Source organism: Leptolyngbya sp. AN02str (genome assembly GCF_050565595.1).
In the GTDB taxonomy this organism is placed as follows: Bacteria; Cyanobacteriota; Cyanobacteriia; order Elainellales; family Elainellaceae; genus Kaiparowitsia.
In genome coordinates this window covers 24,184-44,351 of the sequence record NZ_JBNXVR010000036.1, presented here as the reverse complement: position 1 = coordinate 44,351, position 20,168 = coordinate 24,184, and the positions used below count along the sequence as shown (strand labels likewise).

Genomic DNA, 20,168 nt, shown 5'->3' with positions numbered 1-20,168 from the left:
GGAGCTACCTGTCGGCTGAACAGAGGGAGAGGGGGCGATCGCTCTCCTCTCCTTTTTGCTGATGAGAACTGGTGAGGACTGATGAGTGCAGAATTGGGCAACGGGCCAGTGAGCTTTAATAGTCGAGCAGAAAGGTTTCGTAGGTGGGGCGCTGGGGTGTTGTGGGGGGCAGCGGGCTGCTGCTAGCGGGGCGATCGCCCTGTTCCCGTAGGGTTTGTACGCTGCCTTCGAGAGCGGTGATGTGTTGGTCAAGTACAGTAAGGCGATCGCTCAGGATTTGCCGCCGTTCGTCGAGGCTATCGAGTTCTTGTTCCAGCCGCTTTTTCTCCACAACCAGCTTGTAGATATCTAGAAATGCTGCGGCTTCCGTTTTCTGGCGGGGCATGGTGCTGATTTTGGGGCGAATATGGCCTCGGGGTTGGGGACGACGCATAGAGCAATACCGAAAACAGTTGGCCTTAGTGTTCCCGATGGGTTGAAAAAATGCCGAGAGCCTGCAAACTTTTGTAATCTCGTGTGTTCAGCTACAGTCTGCAGGGTGGGGCTCACCAACAATGGGGGATGGTTCATCCTGTCATGTTTGGTAAAGCATGGGCACAAAACCCCGAATTATTGTCTGTGGGCTTGGCCGAGCGGGTTATCAAGTATTTCGCCTGTTGAAGCAGCAAGGAGCACTGGTCAAAGGCATCAACAATCGGCCGTTGCCAGAGCCCGATCCTGATGTCATCATTGGCGATTTGCGCCATGCAGCAACCTTGATTGCCGCTGGGGTGAAGGAGGCCGATACGCTAGTCCTAGCCAGCAGCGACGATGCACTGAATTTGGCGGTGCTGACGCAGGCTCGGGTGCTCAATCCGGCCATTCGCATTATCAATCGGCTGTTTAACACCAGCCTGGGCGATCGCCTCGACTTTACCTTGCCCAATCACGTGAGCATGAGTGTGGCCGGGTTGGCGGCTTCGGTATTTGCGTTTACGGCTTTGGGCAATCGGGCCATTGGTCAGCTCAAGCTATTTGACCAAACGTGGCCCATGCGCGAAGAGCACATCGACGACGACCATCCCTGGCTGGGGCGCAAACTCAGCAGTCTATGGGAAGACCGATCGCGCATGTTGATTTACTACTTGCCAGCCGATAACCGGATGGATTTGGTGTCGGCAGTGGTGGAGCAAAAGGTGCTTCAGGTGGGCGATCGCCTCATTCTGGCAACCACCCCCTTTGTCCGGAGCGATCGCCGCTCCTGGCAAGAAGCTGTGGTGCGGTTGAGCATTCGGTTTAAGCAGTTTTGGCAACACATTGGCCCTACCCTGGCGGGGTTGGCGCTGTTGCTCACCCTGATTTGGGGAGCCACGTTCATTTACTCCAATGCCAGTCTGCGGCACTCGTTAGTTGATTCGTTGTACTTTGCGGTGGGCATGATTACCGGAGCGGGCGGGCAAGAGCAGGTGGCCGAGGAAGCCTCTGATCAAATCAAGCTGTTTACCGTGACCATGATGCTGATTGGCACGGGGGTGATTGGCATTTGCTATGCGCTGCTGAATGATCTGGTGTTGGGTTCCCGGCTGAAGCAACTGTGGCAGGTGGTGCCACCACCCCGGCGCAACCATTGCATTGTGTGCGGTTTGGGCGGTGTGGGGATTCAAACCGCACGGCAGCTTCAGGCGAGTGGCTGCGAGGTGTTGGTGATTGAGCATGATCCCAACAATCGCTTTTTGAATACGCTGCGATCGCTCCGAATTCCCCTAATTGTGGGAGATGCCAGCTTACCTTCTACCCTGCAGGATGCCCGCATTACCGAAGCCAAGGCGCTCATTGCCGTCACCAGTAACGATGTGATCAATTTGGAAATTGCGCTGACGGCTAAAGGTTTGGCTCACAAACTGCCGGTGATTGTACGCAACCAAGACCCCCAGTTTGCACCGTTGGCTCAGCGGGTGTTTGATTTTGAGGCGGTGCTGAGTCCGGCGGATTTGGCGGCTCCCTCCTTTGCGGCGGCGGCATTAGGAGGGCGCATTTTGGGCAATGGTATGGCGGGCAACTGCCTGTGGGTGGCGATCGCCACTCTAATCACAACCGGGCATCCGTTTTTTGGAAAAACGGTGCAGCAGTCTGCAATCGAGGCTGACTTTGTGCCGCTGTATTTGGAATCGAAATACCGAGTAGCCCACGGCTGGACACTGCTAGAGGCGATTTTGCAAGAGGGTGATGCGCTCTATCTCACCATGCCAGCATCTCGGTTAGAGCTGCTTTGGCGGTCGAATCCTACTGCGGTGAGCGCCCAAGCCGAAGCTAGCGCTCTCGACTATCGCCTGTGGACGGTGGATAGCTAGCGGGTCAGCCTGCTGGTGCGATCGCATTCGAGGGCCAAAATCCCTGGCACGACCGATTCCCGCCACAGCTAAACCCCAAACCCCAAAATCATCTCGCGTTAAAATCAAAAGGCCCTTTGAGCAAAGCCCAAGGGCTAAGTGGGTCTGGATGACGCATTTGTATTGTGGGTAGGGTGCGAATCACCCTACCCACAATACAAACACACCAGATTTAGTGGTTTTGCGTAAGGCCTGTGTGTGAGAACGGCTGAGTAATTTTTGGGATGGCTGAATTCAATCGGTTTGCACGGTTGAAACCTCGTTGTGCTGGGTTGGTATTGAAATGATGATGCGTCGGGTGATGTTAGGATGGGCGATCGCGCTGCTGAGTGTGGTAGTGGGCTTGGCAGGCTGTACGCCAGTCAGTGCTGAAGCTCGACTCTTTTTGCCGCTGTCGCTGGAGTTTGTGGATGAGTATGTGTTACCCGATCAATCGCTAGCCGATCTGCCTGTGGGTGGCCTGTCGGCGATCGCCTATGACAGACCGCGCGATCGCTTCCACCTGTTGTCGGATGACAGCGGCACAGGGGCCGATTCTCGGTTGTATACCGCCCAAATTCGCCTGAATGGGAACGAACCAACGGCACCCCAGATCGCCAGCGTTGAGCTGGAATCGGTAACGCCTATTCGCACCACTGCCCAGGCAGACCCTACAGCCGAAATCTTGGATTTAGAAGGCGTTGCGCTGTCGCCTCGGCAAACTGTGTTGATAGCTAGCGAAGGTAATGCCGATGCCGGAATTGCGCCTGGCATTACCGAGTTTGAGCTTGCCACTGGCCAAGCGCTGCGATCGCTCCCCATTCCCCAGCGCTACATGCCCCAAACCGTGGATGGGCAGACCATGGGCGTTCGCCAAAATCTTGCGTTTGAAGCTCTAACGCTCTTGTCCAGCGGCAGCACCATTTCCGAAGGGTATGTGGAGCCCTTTCGCGTATTTGCAGCAACTGAATCGGCTTTAGCGCAGGATGTTCCGACCGATGCCAATGCACCCATTCCCATTCGGTTGCTGCACTATTTGATGGGCGAAGACCTGCCCACACTGCTGGCCGAGCACCTCTACTATCTCGATTCCAGCGCGGATCTATTGTTGGTGAATGGCCTGACTGAACTCTTGGCCATCGATCAGGGTGGTCACTTCCTCGCGCTCGAGCGAACTCTGGGACTGAACGGCTTTGGGGCGAAGGTGTATCAACTGGCGATCGCCAATGCCACCGATACATCTGGGATTCCCAAATTTGTCGGCGATCTCAGCAGCATTCAACCCATCCGCAAACAGCTCGTACTCGATTTGGCTGAACTTGGCCTTACCCTCGATAACCTGGAGGGAATGACCCTTGGCCCACGCCTGCCCGATGGCAGCCAAAGCCTTGTGCTCATTAGCGACAACAACTTTCGCCCTGAGCAAAAAACACAACTGCTGCTGTTTCGGCTGGATGGGCTGAACTAATCTGACCTGAGTTTTGGATAAGCCTCAGAAAAGCCCATAACCGAAACTGACGTTCATCTAGTGCTGATCATGAACCAGCAGCGATCGCGCCCGATGCCCCGATGAGTTGTGTTTCTGAGACCTCTGGCCAAGCGAGAGGTCTCAGAAAAAGATGAGTTGAAACAAACTTGGCGATCGCTAGCAATTACCGTTGCAGCTCGCTCCATCGCTGGCGCAGATCGGGAATGGAAAAGATTGCCTGAAACTGAAGACCCTTTTCGGCATAAAGTTCTGAGCCACCTTCTTGCCGATCCACCAGGGAAATAATGTGATTAACCCGGTATCCGGCTGCTGTTAACCGCTCTACTGCTTTCAATGCCGATTGCCCAGTCGTTACCACATCTTCTAGCACCACCACCGGGCTGTCGGGTGGCAGCGTGGGACCTTCAATAAAAGCTTGGGTGCCATGGCCTTTGGCTTCCTTCCGCACAATTAATGCCGTGAGCGATCGCCCCTCGTAAGCGGCAACGACACTCGTGGCCGTCACCAGCGGATCGGCCCCCAATGTAAGCCCCGAAACCGCGACCGCATCCTCTGGCAGCATCGACAGCAGCACCCGCCCCACTGCCAAACCACCCCAGGGATGGAGGGTAACCTGCTTGCTATTGATGTAGTAATTACTTTTTTGGCCAGACGTCAGGGTGAACTCTCCCTCGCGATAGGCCACCTCACAAAACAAGGTCAACAACTGCTGCCGTAGTGTTGGCAGGTCAATAGTGGCAACATCTGGCGCAAGGGATGGAGGAGTGAAACGGCTCATAGAAAGTTTGACAGTGAGACGATAGAAAAATCCTCCCAATCATAGAGCTTCCAGTGAGCATCTTGGCGAGAACCAACACGCCACGTTCTGCCATGCGGTTCTGCAAACTGCTGGTGTTGAACTCGTAGAAATAGGCTAGGATTGTCGCAAATCCAACCTTAAGAGCCACTTGGCAACGACGATCGCGCAGACATGATTGGAAGGGCGATCGCAACCGAGTCCAGGGTGCAGGGGTCGAACCTGCCTAAGGCGAATTATGAGTTCGCTGCCTAATCCGCTCGGCCAACCCTGGAAGAAAATGAAACACAATCTCTGGGTTAATTGTATCTTGAGGTTTGAATCTTGATACGATTCGCTCACCACCAAACTCATCCGCGTAGGAAAGACGTTATGAAACTCAACTCAACGGTTGCACTCACGCTGGTGCTGCTCTCGCTGATGGTGGGGGCGGGTGTAGTCAGTGCTGCTTGGGGCTATGCGCTAGGCCGCGAAGCCCTCAAAGGTGTAACCCAACCCGACGTGCGCCCAACCGTATTGAATGAGAACGGCGACCAACCGCGAACTGATACCAACCTAATCGTTCCTGAGTCAAAAATCTTAGAAGACGTTAAGGCTCGAACAGCCCAAAAAGCACCTTAAGCTCCAGCTAAACGAAGCTGCACGATGGAACAAAAATTCGTATTAAGACAATGCTGGCCTATGCATCCGTCGATCTGGGTGATTGGCAGCGTGGATCTAGCTTCTAGGCTGTAATCGTGGGCCTGCTATTGGCAAGCGTGCCGTGTGGCGAGCCGATGGGACCGTAAATGCCCATCAGGGTCGCGAATGAATGTTGTGATGAATGAGGTGTCGTGAGATGAATGGGTGATAATCAGATGTTGCGCTAGCATAAGCTGCTTTGGCATCTGGCTAAGGCAGAACGAACTGAACAATTGCTGGCTCTCACTTAGTAGATGCCCATTTCTAACCCTACGCTTTACCTACACATCTCCGGATGATTCCCCTTGCCCATATTCTTACTGTTGTTGAGCCACTGGTGTTGAGTGGCTCCGATATTACGTTTCGCCTCTTTTTGGTTCTGATCCTTATTGCCCTCAATGCCTTTTTTGTGGCGGCTGAGTTTTCGATTGTGTCGGTACGGCAATCGCGCATTAACCAGCTGGCCTCGGCAGGAGATGTGCAGGCAAAAACAGTCCAGGATTTGCAGCGCAGTATTGAGCGGCTACTGTCGACGGCCCAAATTGGCATTACGATTTCGGTGCTGCTGCTAGGCTGGATTGGCGAAGACACGATGACGGTGTTGCTGCGGTACTGGATGCAGTTTGCTCCGTTCCCTGGCTTGGTGACGCGCTATTTCACCGAGTTGGTGGCGGTGCTGGGGGCGTTTTTTATTGTGGCGTACTTGCAAATTGTGATGGGTGAGCTGTGCCCGAAGTCGGTAGCATTGCTGTATCCGGAGCAGTTGGCCCGGTTTTTAGGGCCTCCCAGTTTGGCGATCGCCCGGTTGTTTACTCCGTTGATTTGGGCGCTTAACCTCTCGACGCGGCTGTTGTTGCGCCTAGCCGGAATTCAGTACAGCGGCCAGGGTTGGTACAGCCGAGTGACCCCCGAAGAATTGCAGCTCATCATTCAAACTTCGAGTGCATCTCCAGGCTTGGATGAAGAAGAACGCGAACTGCTGAGCAATGTGCTGGAGTTTGCTGATGTGACGGTGCGCGAGGTGATGGTGCCGCGCATTAGCATTAGCTCTATTGCGGCAGAGGCAACCTTCCGCGAACTATTGCACGAAGTCGCAGAGTCGGGCCATTCTCGCTATCCGGTAATTGGTGAGTCGCTAGATGAAGTGCAAGGGATTATTTACTTCAAGGAACTGGCAGACCCGTGGGTTCGAGGTGAAATTGCCAATGATGGGGCAATTTCGCCCTGGGTTCGCCCCACCCAGTTTGTGCCAGAAAACTTGCCCCTCAATGATTTGCTTCAGCTGATGCAGCAAACGGGGCAATCCTTGGTGATGGTGGCCGATGAGTTTGGCGGTACGGCAGGGCTAGTCACGCTAAAAGATTTGGCCTCCGAGATTATTGGCTACTCGAATGAGCCTGAGGATGAAGAAGAAGAGCCAATGGTGCAGTATCTGGATGACAACACCATTCTGATACAGGCCCAAATGAACCTGGAAGAGGTGAATGAGCTGCTGGATCTAGAGTTGCCCGTGGCGGATGATTACCAGACGTTGGGAGGCTTTATGATTCACCAGCTGCAAAAAATTCCGATTGAGGGCGATCGCCTGCGGTATGACATGGTGGAACTCACGGTGGTTTCTGTGTCAGGGCCGCGACTGCACCAAATCCGGGTTGAACGCTTGGAAACTCCCTATATCGATGAGGGGGACGGGATTACCGAAGCGGGGGCGATCATTCCTGCGGAAACCCTAGACTCGCTCAATGTATACACTCCTCCCAACGATGATGGGTTATCTGATAGCTCTAGCCCACATTCGGACTAGGAGCGGGGTGAGATTCTGTTTCACCAAAGCTCTTGCGCAACAATGGCCTGAGAACGATGGACTTGGGGGGCTTTTGCTCAGCTTTTATGAGCAGGAGCCGATATATTGCGAAAATGGCGATCGCTGACAGAATCATCTGCTTAACTTCTGCCTAACGACAGTCAGGACTGACGCAGTTGAATGGTTTTTGGATGAAGTGCGTAAGTCTTGGACAGTTTCGGTTCAGGGTTTTTCTGAGGATTATGCGTTGAGCAGCCTTCAGAAAAACCCCTCTTTGATGCGCCTTGCGGATGCAAAAAGGGGTCTTCGGCTTATTTGAAGCTGATTCAGAACTGACGTTCTCTACATGGGGCTAAGGAGTCACAACTAAAATCAGGGTGTGAAACCGGATTACCTGGATTGGGGATGGCCCAACCTCTATCGAGAATCTGCACCTGATTTAGGGTTGATGACTAAGCTTGTTGGCTCAAGCTGTTGGTTCAACCAACTTGTCTTCGCCAGAAATGACTTTGGCAGAGATGATTTTATCGCCAGCGCGCAGCTTCTCCAACACCTCTTTGCCTTCAATCACATAGCCAAACACCGAGTAGCGGCCATCTAGCAAGTTTGCACCTGCTGGAGTGAGTTCCGGTTCAAACAAGAAGAAGAAGAACTGTGACGAGCCACCATTCACATCATCGCCAGGACGGGCCATGGCCAGTGCGCCGTAGGACGAGAAGGGTAGTACAGGCTGTTCTAAGAAACGACCCGCATCTTCGAGGGTGATGCCATAGGTGGGAACGGTGTCGCCCTTAACCAGCACTTCCAGGGGAATAGCTCGGTACTGCTTAGTTTTGGGATCGATGAAGCCAACCTCATCTCCCGGCGGGTCGCCAATTTGGAGCACGTAGGAATCTTCTTGTCGGGTAAAGGCCAAGCCATCGTAGAAGCCACGCTTGACCAAATCCACAAAGTTCCCAGCGGTAATGGGGGCGCTGTAGCCATCCACCACCATGGTAAGGTCGCCTTTGTTGGTTTCAACGGCGACTGTGGCGCGACCCTTGAGCTGAGGTAGGTTTTGGTATTCTTCAGGAACCTCGTAGGGGAATGTCTCCACCATGAGTTCTTCGAGCGCACCGACGAGGTCTAGCAGCTCAGCTCGTTTGTTCCAAATGCTGTCTTTGTCTTGCTCGTCAACAGCGGAGCGCATGGCGTTGATGCCCATTTGCATTTGGGCGATGAGGAATCCGGCTTCGGCTTTGCGATCGCCAGCAATGCTTGCCAAAAGCTGATCTTGCTTGGAAGAGAGGATGCGATCGGCCTGAGTCAGATTCGAGTTAATGCTGCTCAACCGTTTGCGGGAACGCAGCGCGGTGGAGGTGTCTTCTAGAACTTTTTGCAGTTGCCGTACGGTGTCGTTTTGGATGGGTAGTGCATAGCGCAATAAAGCCCGACCATCGGTAATTGCATTTCCTGCAGGCAAGGCTGCAATAACCGGGGCTGCAACTGCCGGACGGCTGGCTCCCCATCCTACGAGCATCAGGGATAGCAGCAGGGTCAGCACCCCAGTTTTGAACCAACGTTTGAAAGCGTGAATCATGGTAAACATCAGGTTGTTGCAGTTGAGATGGGCAAGCAGTCTTGCATGCTGGGCAATGGATAGAGATGGCTGCGCGACACGCTGGCAGGGTGACTCCACGACCTGTGTCAGCTTTACCCATTCCTGTTTATATTGCCATACAGCCTTACCTTGGAGCTGCAATGTTTACGTGGCGATCGCTATCCTTTTTCCAGTGATCCGCGTGTGACCCCAAGCTGGCTGTACAGTTTCAATTCTCGCCATAGTTGGGTGCCCGTTAGGTTGCCGCTTAACAATTGGCGATAGCGCTGAATGGTGCGGCTCACCTCGTTGGGCGATTCATGCACAAATTCAATGCGGAACTGCTGCACGCCCAGGTCTATCAGGCGGCGCACATATTCGGCTCCGGTTTGGGCAACCCCGTTAAACAGAGTATTGCGGCATCCGGCATCGGCTTGCAAGATGTGTTCTGTTCCGGTGCGATCGCGCAGTTTTACCTCATGCTGTTCGCAGGGGCGACCGCAGTTGGTGTAGTCGGTACCTTCGGAAAGGAAGGCGCAAAAGACGCAGTGCTCCATGTGAAACATGGGCATGTGCTGGTGAATGGTGACTTCGAACCAGTGGGGCGGTGCGGTGCGCAGCAGAGATTCCAACTGTTGAATGTTGAGGTCGTAGGAGGTGGTAAGCCGCTCCAGCCCAAATGTATTCAGAAAATAGTCGGCGGTGAGCGGGTTGGCGACGTTGAGTGAGAAATCGCCCACGCAGCGATCGCCCGCAAAATAGTGCAGCTGGTCGTAATTTCGGATGAGATACCCATCAGCTCCGGCATTGCGAACCTGTTGCAAAATCCAGTTCTCGCCCGGTTTGGTAATGCGGGACGGCGCGACAAATAGGGTGGGAGGTTGGGGGCGATCTCCATACTGCTTCACCAACCCAACCGCATCCCGATACTTGCGTGGGTCTTCAAATTCGCAGTAGAGCGTTTGAATTCCTTCCTCTAGGGCGGCCTGAAGCTGGGCCAGATTGCGCGTGAGAACAATCAGGTTTGGGGTTGCGACCTTGACGGGTTGAACGTTGGGCAACATCTCGCGCACGGTGGCGAAGGCGTTGAGCTGCCAGCGTTTGGGCTGGATGCGCTGGGCTTCGAGCTGAGCAACCAGATTGCGCCGCACCTGATTCAGTTCACGCAGCGGCAGCATCACAGAGCCGCTGAGGTGATTCTGCAAACTGCCCAGCTTGAAGGGGGTGCCGCCGAGTCGTCCCAACTGTTCCGACAGGCGATCGCTCGTGAGCGGTTGGTTATGAGCCTCGACCAAAGCCGTTTCGGATTCGGCCTGAGCGATGTGGCCTTGCTCGTCGCGGGCGATCGCCACCAGGGGATGTCCTACGTCGCCGTGCACCTCAATGAAGATAGGTCGCTGATATTTGGGTGTGTCTCCAGCGTAGGTTTGGCGTAGCGCTTTGTCTAGTTCGGGGTCGCTCGTTTTCCACAGGCGATCGCCCACGTGGATTTTTCGCAAGTCCAATGCGTTGCGGCCAAAGGTGAGGATGGTTTGCTGGCCCTGCCGATCTACGGTGTAGACGCGCCCGCCTTCTTCTTTGGCTGCGGGATGACCACTATCAAACACGACGCCATCGCCAGCTTTAAGCGGGGCTTGCAGATTGAGGAAGATGCGATCGCCTTGGATTGTGGTCACGTCTCCCAGATACACGCCACGCTTTTTGCCAAATCGAGCGTGAACCAGTTCCTGGTTATTGATGCCGCCCAGCCAGCCCGTGTAGAGGCCACGGGAGAAGGCCATTTCGAGGTCGTATTGGGAGGAGGGGTTAGGGGTTAGGGGCTGGGGGCTAGAGGGGGAGTGGGGAGTGGAGAGTGGGGAGTCGGAAAGAATAAGCGAATTTAGGGCTTGGCGGTAGACGCGGGTGACGTTGGCGACGTATTCGGGGGTTTTGAGGCGGCCTTCAATTTTGAGGCTCACGATGCCAGAGCGGGCTAGGTCAGAGAGGAGGGGCAATCCGGCTAGATCTTGGGGGCTAAGGAGATAGCGGCGATCGCCCAAATCAAACGGCCTGCCGTCCACAATCATGTCGTAGGGCATGCGGCAGGCTTGGGCGCACTCGCCCCGGTTGGCGGAGCGGCCACCCAAGGATTCGCTGGTGAGGCATTGGCCAGAGTAGGCGACACACAGTGCACCGTGAACGAAGACTTCTAGCGGCAGTTCGATTCCGGCATCGGCAATTTGGCTCTGAATTTTGCGAATGTCTTTGATGGAGCATTCACGGGCGAGCACAACCAAGTTGCAGCCTAGTTCCTTGGCAAAGGCGGCTCCGGCGGCACTGGTGACGGTCATTTGCGTAGAGCCGTGGATGGGAAAGTCGGGCGATAGGTGGCGAATCAGGCGGCAAATGCCCACATCTTGCACGATGGCGGCATCCACGCCAGCGGCGATCATGCTGCGCAGATATTGCTCGGCTTCGGCCAGTTCATCGGGAAAAATTAACGTGTTGACGGTCACATAGCCTTTGACGCCGCGCCCATGAAGAAAGGCCATGAGTTCCGGCAGGTCAGCTTCGGTAAAATTTTGGGCACGCATGCGGGCATTGAAGCGATCGAGCCCGAAGTAAATGGCGTCGGCTCCGTTTTCAACGGCGGCTTTGGCGCATTCCCAGGTACCAGCTGGGGCGAGCAATTCGGGCAGATGCAACGAGGCGGATTGGGGCGTGGGTGCCGAGAGCATGGTTGGTAAGGGAACGTGGGCCATTGCCGATCATAGCAAGGGTATAGGGAAGGGAGTGGGGAATCGGGAGTGGATTAGCGTCGGAGGGGGCATTGAGTAGCGCTTTGAAGGGGTTGGGATTGGGCCAATAGAGGTGTTGGGCTGCGTTGAGGGAGGGGTGAGTTGATACGCTGGGGTTAAGCTTGTGATGGGTGTGAGTGTTCGACGTGTTTGTTCCCTAACATGCGCTGGATGTGGCGTGAGATAGGGCGATCGCTCTCTGAGATGTGTTGGCTGGGGGATGCGGGATGGAGTTTCGGTTGGGGTTGGCCATTTGGGGTTACAAGGATTGGGTGGGGGAGATGTTTCCCGCCAAGACGCGCAGTGCCGACTTTTTGAAACTTTATGGCCAGCGGTTTTTTGCAGTAGAGGGAAACACCACGTTTTACTCGGTGCCGGATGCGGAAACGGTGCAGCGCTGGGCCAGTGAGGTGCCAGATGGGTTTAAGTTTTGCCCAAAGCTGCCGCGAACAGTAACGCATCAGGGCAAGTTGATGGATCACGTGCCAGAGGCGATCGCCTTTCTTGAGCGAATGGAGGGATTGGGCGATCGCCTGGGGCCAATTTTTGCGCAACTGCCGCCTAGCTATGGGCCAGAATATCTAGAAGATTTGACCGCATTTGTGCAAGCGTGGCCCCATGAGCGGGCGCAACTGGCGGTCGAGGTTCGGCACTTTGACTGGTTTTTGGGAAGCGAGGCGACAGAGCTGACGCTGCTGCTGTCAAATGCTGGGGTGGGGCGAGTGGTGCTGGATACGCGCCCCATTTACGAGTGCCCGGATGATCCGCAGTTGACCTCGGAGCGCAAGAAACCGCGCGTGCCTGTGAACCGCATTGCAACGGCAGACTTTTGCCTGGTGCGGTACATCAGCCATCCCGAAGTGGAGTGGAACGCGACCTATTTTGAAGAATGGGTGACGCAGGTATCGGCGTGGTTGGCCCAGGGCAAGCAGGTGTATTTCTTTGTGCACTGTCCGGTGGAGGCGCGATCGCCCGATAATGCCCGCCACTTCCAAGCATTGTTAGAACAGCAGAGTCCGTTGGTGCCGCCTCTACCGTGGGATCAGCTTGATCCTGAGCCATTTCAACTGCGGTTGTTTTAGCTGGTCGCTTCGAGATTTATCGGTCAACATACAATAAGTCATCAACACCATCCTTAACACCCCTTTGTGGGGATTGACTTAATCAGCATGACCGTAGCAACTCCTGAACCGTCTCTTTCTCCAAACGGCGCTCCTCAAAAGCTGAATCGCTTCGACTTCAGCTTGGTGCGGCGATTTGTGGCGATCGCCCAGCCCTATTGGTATCCCACAGGGCGCGGTGGCTGGGCCTTTTTTCCCCTCGTGGGCCTGCTGATTGTTTTTCTGTTTGCTGTATTGGCAACTTTGGTCAGTGCTGGAACGTTGCTGTCCCAACGATTTTTCCCCGAATTTATGGCGCAAACAGCCGGGGGGTTGGTGAGCCTTAGTCAGGCAATTTTTAGCGTACCGATCGTATTTCTGCTAGCAGCAGGATACGTGGTTCCGGCGATCGCCTTTTTCCTAGTGCGCGACAAAGTGTTGCTGCGCTGGCAGCAGTGGGCTTTTTTGGGAGGCTTGTTGCTGCTGTCGCTGTCCGTTAGCGGCATGAACGTCATCATTAGCTTTGTGGGCAACTTCTTCACCACGGCCCTGGCAGAAAAGGATGCGCCCACATTTTGGCGATTCTTTGGAGTGTATGCGGGTGTGTTTGCCATTGCAACGCCGTTTGTGGTGTACTACACCTACGTTGAAGGGCTGCTTGGCCTCCGCTGGCGAGATTGGATGACCGGCAAATTTTTGGGGCAATATTTTCGCGATCGCGCTTACTACGACATCAACTTCAACAGCGAAATCGACAACCCCGACCAACGAATTTCGCAAGATATTCGTTCCTTCACCGAATTCAGTCTGAAGTTTTTGCTGATTATCTTCGGTTCTTTCATCGATTTGCTGTCGTTCACCGGAATTTTGCTGTCAAAATCGCTGTTTTTAACGGTGTTTCTGATTGTTTATGCGATCGCTGGAACCCTAATCGTCACCGTATTGGGACGTCGCCTAATTTCGCTGAACTTCAACCAACTCAAAAAGGAAGCCGACTTTCGTTACGGGCTGGTGCATGTGCGAGACAACGCCGAATCAATTGCCTTCTACCAGGGTGAAGGGCAGGAACAGGGACAGCTACGGCGACGCTTTATCGAGGTTCTACGAAATTTCCATTTCTTGATTGGTTGGCAGCGAAATATCGGCTTTTTCCGTACGCCCTATCGCTTCCTCACTTACATTTTGCCGTCGGTAATTTTGGCACCCATGCTGTTTAACGACGAAATTCGTTACGGCGACATTACCCAGGCCAACTTTGCCTTCAGTCAAATTTTTGAGGCATTTGCGATTATTGTCACGCAAATTAACCAGCTCAGTGAGTTTGCGGCTGGGGTCAACCGTTTGGAAACTTTTACCGAAGCCCTCGACGAGTCGGTTAGTCCACATGCGAGAGACACCCAAATTTACACGGTCGAAGATGGGCACATTGCGCTGGAAGATGTCACCCTAATGACTCCTAAGGGCCAACGGATGCTGGTTCGCGATCTCTCGGTCGCCCTACAGCCTGGAGATGGCCTGGTGATCGTGGGCCATAGCGGTGCAGGCAAAAGCTCCATTCTGCGGGCGATCGCCGGTTTGTGGAATACCGGAGACGGCAAAATCGTTCGTCCCGACTTGGATCAAATGCTGTTTCTGCCCCAGCGACCCTATATGGTGTTAGGCTCCCTGCGCGATCAACTGCTCTATCCCAACTCCGGTGCCGCAGTTGATGACCAACAACTCCACGACGTGCTCAAGCAAGTCAACCTGGAGGATTTGCCCGATCGCGTTGGTGGGTTTGATGTTGATCTGGACTGGGCCAACGTCCTCTCGCTGGGCGAGCAGCAGCGGCTTGCCTTTGCCCGCCTGATTCTCAACAAGCCACGCTACGCCGTTTTGGATGAAGCGACCAGTGCCCTTGACTTAGCCAATGAACGTCGCCTCTACGAAAAGCTCCGCCAAGGTGGTTCCACCTTCATTAGCGTTGGCCATCGCCAAAGCCTGCTACGCTACCACGACCACGTCCTGCATCTCACCGGCGACACCTCCTGGAAGCTCACCCCTCGCGAAGAGTATCAGCCAGATGAAGGAGCGTTTGTTTAGAGGACATCTGAAAAATGCCGAAAACTTCGTGGATTGTTCGCACTCCTTGTGTTTCCCTCGCCCAAATTCGGGCGAGGGGACAGGGTTTGCAGCTTCTCTGTTCCTAAATTTGGGAGAAGGGTGGGGGATGCGGGCTATTTTCTGATCTCTCAGGCATCCTCTCATGGAGAGGTTACGAGTCGGAATTAGGGAGGACGTAGGGAGTGCGGAGTCGGTGGAAATGCGAACGGTTCGGGCGGGTTGGGTCGGCTTCTCAATCTGCGTTCCTTGACTCCGTGAGGGCAATTTAGCCCTCCGCTCTGTCCAAAACCTCGACGATTCCAGTTTCGCCATCAATGCGCACACGCTGGCCCGGTTGCAACCACTCTGTTGCGTGGGCAATATCCATCACGGCAGGGATGCCATATTCTCGCGCCACGATCGCCCCATGCGACAACCGCCCCCCAACTTCTGAAATAATGCCGCCAGCTTGAGCCAGCGCTGGTGCCCAGCCGGCATCTGTGTAGGGCACCACGAGAATGGAACCTTTCGTAATGGTTGGCGTATCGTCCAGTCGTTTGAGAATCACAACGGTTCCTTCGGCAATGCCAATGCTGGCACCCAAGCCTCGCAACTGCTGGGTTGGTTTGGTGTGCTTTGGCAAGATTTGGCGGAGAGCTGGAGGAGTGTTGCCATATACCAACCGTGGCACTTGAGAAACCTGGCGATCGCGCTCCCATTGCTCCTTGCGAGCGGCAATCAGATCTGGCAATTGGGTCGCCAATTCCGAATCGGTTTGGCCAATCAGCCGTTGAATTTCTTCGTTGCTGACAAAGAACAAGTCCTCTGGCTGAGCCAGCTTGTTGGTCTGCGACCATTGGTGCCCCAAGGCCACAAAGCTCCAGCGCAACTCTGCCAACAGTTGGTTGTACACCTCGGCTACCCGTCCTTTCAGATTGAGCCGTTGCTGCACAGTTTTGGGTGGAGTTTTGCCGTTGCTGCCGTTGGCGGTAGGGGCGGCGGGACTGCTGGCAAACTGCTCAATTAAGTTCCACACATAGTCGGGGTTCTCCCGCCAGCGCGGCACGGAAATATCGGTTGTGACATCGCTGAGATACCCGTACTGCTGCAAAAATTGCTCTACGCCAGGGGCGATCGCCTCCTTTCCTGCTTGCTGCATGTACGCGGCTAGTTGGCGTAATGCTCGTACCGACGCCACTTCGGGTGTATAGGTATTGTCCAGCATTGCCTCATCGACCTTAAAGAGCGATCGCCGCAGAGCAAAACTTAGCGGAGCCAAAATGTTGTAGTACGTGGCCCGCTTCAGTAGCGACAAAATCAGGTCAATACGCTGTTGAATCTCCTCAGGAGTCAATGTTGCGAGCGTTTGGGCCTGCAACTCTGCCAGGTGAGGCTGAAACAAGCGTTGATCCTCAGCCCGAAAGGTGGTGATGAGTTGCCACTCTTGCCCCGCCAGCCGCAGCAGCCCTGGCACATTCCGCAGAGTCGATCTCAGCGGTGGCTTGCTGAATTTGGCACCTCGCGTCAAAAACTCTAAGCTCTCTGGTGGTAGCCCCATCCGACGAAAAAGTTCACCCAGCAGCGAGGCATTAAAATATGCCGCTGAGTGATGCAGCGTAGCCGTTTCCGTAAAATCTAGCCCCTGAGCGCGATCGCCCAACACCACCGTAAACAATTCGCCCCACACGCCACAGGTGAGCGGTCGGTTAATCGACCATGTCAACGGTGGAATAAAACCAGGAATGACCTCTGCGGCAATCTTCCGTGTCCAAATCGGCAACAGGGTAGTGATGGGGCGCGACTGCAAAATCCAGATCTGCTGCCCGTCATAGCTCCACTCCACATCCTGCGGCACCCCATGGAAGCGCTGCTCCAAATGCCGTGCCAGGTATGCCACTTGTTGAATCAAGCCTGGTGGTACTTCGCCTTCGCCCTCCATGGGAAAGCTGGAATCTGTAGGCGATCGCCAGTCTTCTGCCTGTACTGCATCATCGGCCAACCACACGCGGTACTGCTCTGGGGTTACCCGGCCCGACACGACCGCACTGGCGCCACCGGGCAAGGCTTCAATCAAGACGGCATTGCCCTGCCGCTGAATTGGATCTCGGCTAAACGCCACCCCAGAAAATGCACCCTGAACCTGGGGCTGCACCAGCACCGCCATCCCTGACTCGGCAATCTGCTGTCGCTGGCGATACTGCACCGCTCGCGCGGCATTGTAGGAACTCTGGCACCGCAGAACCGCCTGCTCTAGGGCTGGCTGGCTAGTAATGTTCAAAAACGATTCGTATTGTCCGGCGGCAGAGGCCGACTCTGTATCCTCGCCAATTGCAGACGATCGCACCACTAGTGGATGATCGCCATCGGTATGCAGGGACGCGAACAAAGGAGCGGGATCATCGCCCGGTGGCAGCACCCAGCCCATGGGCACGGGATACCCCCACTGGCGCAGTTGGGCCAGGGTTGCGGCCTTTTGGCCCACTTTTTCGGCGCTCAAGCGTTGGTCTAAAGAAAGGAGCGCGCGATCGCCCCGAAAAAACTGAAACACCTGCTTCGACTCCTTTTGTGCAGCACTGGCCGACAAGTCCAAATCATCGGGAATGCGACGATACACCAGCGCCATCAAACCCGATAGCACCATAACCGCCACAATGCGTTCCCCCTGGTAGGGATGCAGCAAAATGGTGAGCAGTGGCAGCAGCGCCAGCACCCCGTACTTGCCCAACTGCCGCTCTCGCAAAATCGTAAAGCCAATGCCGCCAATTAGGGCTGTGAGCGCGGCAATGCGCCAATCGTGAACAATGAAGCCCCACACCACATTCGTGGTACCAGCCCCACCCCCCAGCCAAAACCGACCCGCCACCAGCGCGATTAACGCCACAATTTCCCAGGCCGGATCCGTCAAAAACTGACGGGCCAGCAGCACCGCCGCAATTCCCTTCATTGCCTCGGAGCATACGGCCAATATACCGACCCACTGCCCACCGTGGTAAAACGCTGCCGACACACTGGCATTGCCCGATCCCACCTTGGTCAAATCTTTGCGGGTGAGCGCATAGGTGAGCCACCGAATGAGCGGCAGCGCCCCCAGCCCAAAACATCCCAACAGCACGGCAACCAGCACCAAGGTGATCCTTACTCCATCTCGTTCGCACTTCCTCAGGGTATAGCACCCCCCCAACCAAGCAGGATTAATATTTCCTGAACCTGAGTTTTGGATAAGCTGAAGTGCCCATTTTTGCGTGCGCAACGCGCACGCAAAAATGGGCACTTCAGTTTTCGCGCCGCGAAAACTGAAGAAAAGCCCTGAACCGAAACTGACGTTTCCTGAAACTCTGGTGTGGCTTAGGTTTTTGTTAGAGAGAAATGGTTGCCAGGGGGAAGGTGCTTATTTGGCCCAAGTGTCTAAACCGGGTAGCCATGGCACGTCGGTAACGCCAGGATCGTGCCCCAACTGGTGCAAGAGCGTTGTGAGTTGTCCTCGATGATGGGTTTGATGATTGAACAGGTGGGTAACCAAAACCCAGGCTGGCAGCACGCGGGTTTCGCTATCGATGGCGCTGGTATATTCAAACGGTTTTTCTAACCATGCTTCGGAGATGGAAGCGGCCCAGTTGAGTAGGTCGCGATCGGTTTGCTCGCGTTCGTGCTGGAGCTCGGCAAAGTCTGCATACAGGATGTGGCCGATGGGCGGTAGCGAGGTGCGGGCATTGGTAAAACGCCCCAGCCAAATGCGATCGCCATGGAGTAAATGATTGAGCGTGCCATGAATGGAGTGAAAAAAGGCTCCTAAGTCACGAGTGCGATCGCCCTCCGAAAGCGTGGCACAAATGGCATATAGCTTGTGATTCATCCACTCGTTGTAGGTTGCCATAAGCTGGCAATAGGCTTGATTGATCATATAAGGTCGTGTCTAGGGTTTTTGATAACTAACCACGCGAATGTCTGCATCGCTGGGGTCTTGATTAAACATCAATACACCCTCTACATCCGACTGAGCCGGAACAAAATCAAAGGTGGTATTTGCGATCTCTTCTTGGTTGCCAGAACCAACGCTGCCTTCTACCGTGACCTCGGCGGCTGTGCCATCTCCTTGATTGGTAATAGTGATGGGGACGTAGTATGTCCCTGCTTCTTCTCGAATTTCTCCTTGCTCAATGCTGAAGGTAGGCGGCTTGAGCGACGGCTGAAGCCACAAAGACGTGACGGCTGCAATCACTCCTGTTAACAGCAGAGTCGAAACGCCCAGAGAAACCCATTCTGCTTGATTGCGAATTGGATGCTTGGAACGGTCAGATTGTGAATGGTCGGACATCGGTTATCAGAAGGGGTGGGTATCAAAAGTCGGTATTCAAAAAAACAGGACTGATGCAGTTGAACGATGTTTGGAGCGCTAAGCGCCAAAAAATATTCAACCCCCTGGTTTTTTGTATGAAGTGCATCAACTCTAAAAAAAGCTGAGTGCTAGACGGCGAGCCTGCCCGCTGCCCCGCCAATGGTGCAGGGTAAACCCAACACAATGGTATAGGTGAGCCATTGGTTGAAAGGATCACCAAAGCGCACAATTTGAAATAGCCACAACATGAGCATAGCCACCGCCAGAGACAGCAGGTAAGAGACTAGAGTTTCGCTCATAGGACTTTGAAAGAACCCAGACTGCGATCGCCGTCTTCGCTGCCCGCCAAAGTTTGCCTGGAACACAATGATGTAAGACAACAGGAGTGAACTGGCAATAATCGCCAACAATCGCCCTGGAGACACCCAACTTGAAATCATTGGAATTTCGTCGGTTGGGGCAATGGATGATCCAATGACGATCGCCCCCAAGATGGTTGCGCCAATATCGGATAGGGAGCTGCTCAAGGGAGATACCTTCTTATGCTTGGGCGATGAGTCAGCGTCTTGATTCTCCTCATCGGCACGTTGCAACACGTTGTTGGCGACACCAACACCAATGCTAAAGGGCAGCGTCACATTAATAATGCGTCCCAAAATGGCATCTAGCCCTGTTTCAAAGCGCAAGATACCCATGAGCATGAGACTGAGGGTGGCAGTTAAAAAGGCGATCGCCAACCCCTCAATGCTTTCGGTCATGATTTGCGATCGCGTCTGAGCTTGCTGATCGCGAAATCCGCCCCGAATGTTTAACAGAACCAGCGCAAAGTACGCCAGCCCCAGCATCAGCATCATGCGCGGCGGTGAGGTGAAATTGCCCTTCCACCAAACCTCCATGGTGTATAGAAACGGTGCACCAAACAGAAACGCCCCTGCAATGCCCCGCATTAGATCATTTAATTCTTGTCGCCAAATCTTGCCCTTGTACCCTGCCATGCGCTGTTGTATCCTTCGCAATCGTATCCTTAAGGAGCTATCGTCTTAGCCGATCCCTATTCCCCCCACGGCATAGCCCTAACCCATTTCTTGCACAAAGTCGCCCCGGCGGGAGAATGTTGAGCAGAACCTTAACGAACGGGGGGTCTTGGTGGCGATGCATGGCAGGGCGCGATCGCCC

14 protein-coding genes and 1 tRNA gene are annotated in these 20,168 nt (G+C 54.5%); 6 read left to right on the top strand and 9 right to left on the bottom strand.

Translation table 11 applies throughout. The features are described 5' to 3' along the window. Positions 1-115: 115 nt before the first annotated feature. Entirely contained in the window at positions 116-433 is a 318-nt protein-coding gene (locus ACQ4M4_RS21605; RefSeq protein WP_430686539.1) for a hypothetical protein, read from the bottom strand. A 157-nt stretch (positions 434-590) separates the two neighbouring features. On the opposite strand from ACQ4M4_RS21605, the gene ACQ4M4_RS21600 reads away from it, so the two are divergent. Next, positions 591-2,330, top strand: a complete 1,740-nt coding sequence (locus ACQ4M4_RS21600; RefSeq protein WP_430686538.1) for a potassium channel family protein — start codon at positions 591-593, stop codon at positions 2,328-2,330. A 322-nt stretch (positions 2,331-2,652) separates the two neighbouring features. After that, on the top strand, positions 2,653-3,816 hold the full coding sequence (locus ACQ4M4_RS21595) for an esterase-like activity of phytase family protein (RefSeq protein WP_430686537.1): 1,164 nt from the start codon (positions 2,653-2,655) through the stop codon (positions 3,814-3,816). Positions 3,817-4,000: 184 nt separating this feature from the next. On the opposite strand, the gene pyrE is transcribed toward ACQ4M4_RS21595, so the two are convergent. Both pyrE and ACQ4M4_RS21585 read right to left on the bottom strand, forming a co-directional pair. Then, entirely contained in the window at positions 4,001-4,615 is a 615-nt protein-coding gene (gene pyrE / locus ACQ4M4_RS21590) for an orotate phosphoribosyltransferase (protein WP_430686536.1), read from the bottom strand. Positions 4,616-4,834: 219 nt separating this feature from the next. Continuing rightward, a tRNA-Ile gene (locus ACQ4M4_RS21585) sits at positions 4,835-4,907 on the bottom strand. 98 nt (positions 4,908-5,005) lie between these two features. Here ACQ4M4_RS21585 and ACQ4M4_RS21580 point away from each other — a divergent pair. After that, complete coding sequence (locus ACQ4M4_RS21580) at positions 5,006-5,254, top strand: hypothetical protein (protein ID WP_430686535.1); 249 nt, start codon at positions 5,006-5,008, stop codon at positions 5,252-5,254. A gap of 355 nt (positions 5,255-5,609) precedes the next feature. Then, complete coding sequence (locus ACQ4M4_RS21575; RefSeq protein WP_430686534.1) at positions 5,610-7,118, top strand: hemolysin family protein; 1,509 nt, start codon at positions 5,610-5,612, stop codon at positions 7,116-7,118. 466 nt (positions 7,119-7,584) lie between these two features. Here the strand turns inward: ACQ4M4_RS21575 and ACQ4M4_RS21570 are convergent, their stop codons facing one another. Both ACQ4M4_RS21570 and ACQ4M4_RS21565 read right to left on the bottom strand, forming a co-directional pair. Next, on the bottom strand, positions 7,585-8,796 hold the full coding sequence (locus tag ACQ4M4_RS21570; protein WP_430686533.1) for a peptidylprolyl isomerase: 1,212 nt from the start codon (positions 8,794-8,796) through the stop codon (positions 7,585-7,587). Positions 8,797-8,876: 80 nt separating this feature from the next. Further along, positions 8,877-11,414 (bottom strand): DUF3656 domain-containing U32 family peptidase, encoded by a 2,538-nt coding sequence (locus ACQ4M4_RS21565; protein WP_430686532.1) that lies wholly within the window; start codon positions 11,412-11,414, stop codon positions 8,877-8,879. 287 nt (positions 11,415-11,701) lie between these two features. Between ACQ4M4_RS21565 and ACQ4M4_RS21560 the strand changes: the two genes are divergently transcribed. Both ACQ4M4_RS21560 and ACQ4M4_RS21555 read left to right on the top strand, forming a co-directional pair. Beyond that, positions 11,702-12,556, top strand: coding sequence for a DUF72 domain-containing protein (locus tag ACQ4M4_RS21560; protein WP_430686531.1), 855 nt, complete (start codon positions 11,702-11,704; stop codon positions 12,554-12,556). An 87-nt stretch (positions 12,557-12,643) separates the two neighbouring features. Then, positions 12,644-14,656 carry an ABC transporter ATP-binding protein/permease gene (locus ACQ4M4_RS21555; RefSeq protein WP_430686530.1) on the top strand — a complete coding sequence of 671 codons (2,013 nt, stop codon included), beginning with the start codon at positions 12,644-12,646 and terminating at the stop codon, positions 14,654-14,656. A gap of 286 nt (positions 14,657-14,942) precedes the next feature. Here ACQ4M4_RS21555 and ACQ4M4_RS21550 read toward each other — a convergent pair whose 3' ends face one another. The 4 genes from ACQ4M4_RS21550 to ACQ4M4_RS21535 all read right to left on the bottom strand — a co-directional run bounded on the left by ACQ4M4_RS21550 (position 14,943) and on the right by ACQ4M4_RS21535 (position 19,987). Then, entirely contained in the window at positions 14,943-17,780 is a 2,838-nt protein-coding gene (locus tag ACQ4M4_RS21550; RefSeq protein ID WP_430686564.1) for a glycerol-3-phosphate acyltransferase, read from the bottom strand. A 264-nt stretch (positions 17,781-18,044) separates the two neighbouring features. Then, on the bottom strand, positions 18,045-18,557 hold the full coding sequence (locus ACQ4M4_RS21545) for a DinB family protein (protein ID WP_430686529.1): 513 nt from the start codon (positions 18,555-18,557) through the stop codon (positions 18,045-18,047). A 12-nt stretch (positions 18,558-18,569) separates the two neighbouring features. Then, positions 18,570-18,971, bottom strand: a complete 402-nt coding sequence (locus ACQ4M4_RS21540; RefSeq protein WP_430686528.1) for a hypothetical protein — start codon at positions 18,969-18,971, stop codon at positions 18,570-18,572. 149 nt (positions 18,972-19,120) lie between these two features. Then, a complete protein-coding gene (locus ACQ4M4_RS21535; protein WP_430686527.1) occupies positions 19,121-19,987 on the bottom strand; it encodes a TIGR02587 family membrane protein in 867 nt (288 codons plus the stop codon). Between the last annotated feature and the right edge of the window lie 181 nt (positions 19,988-20,168).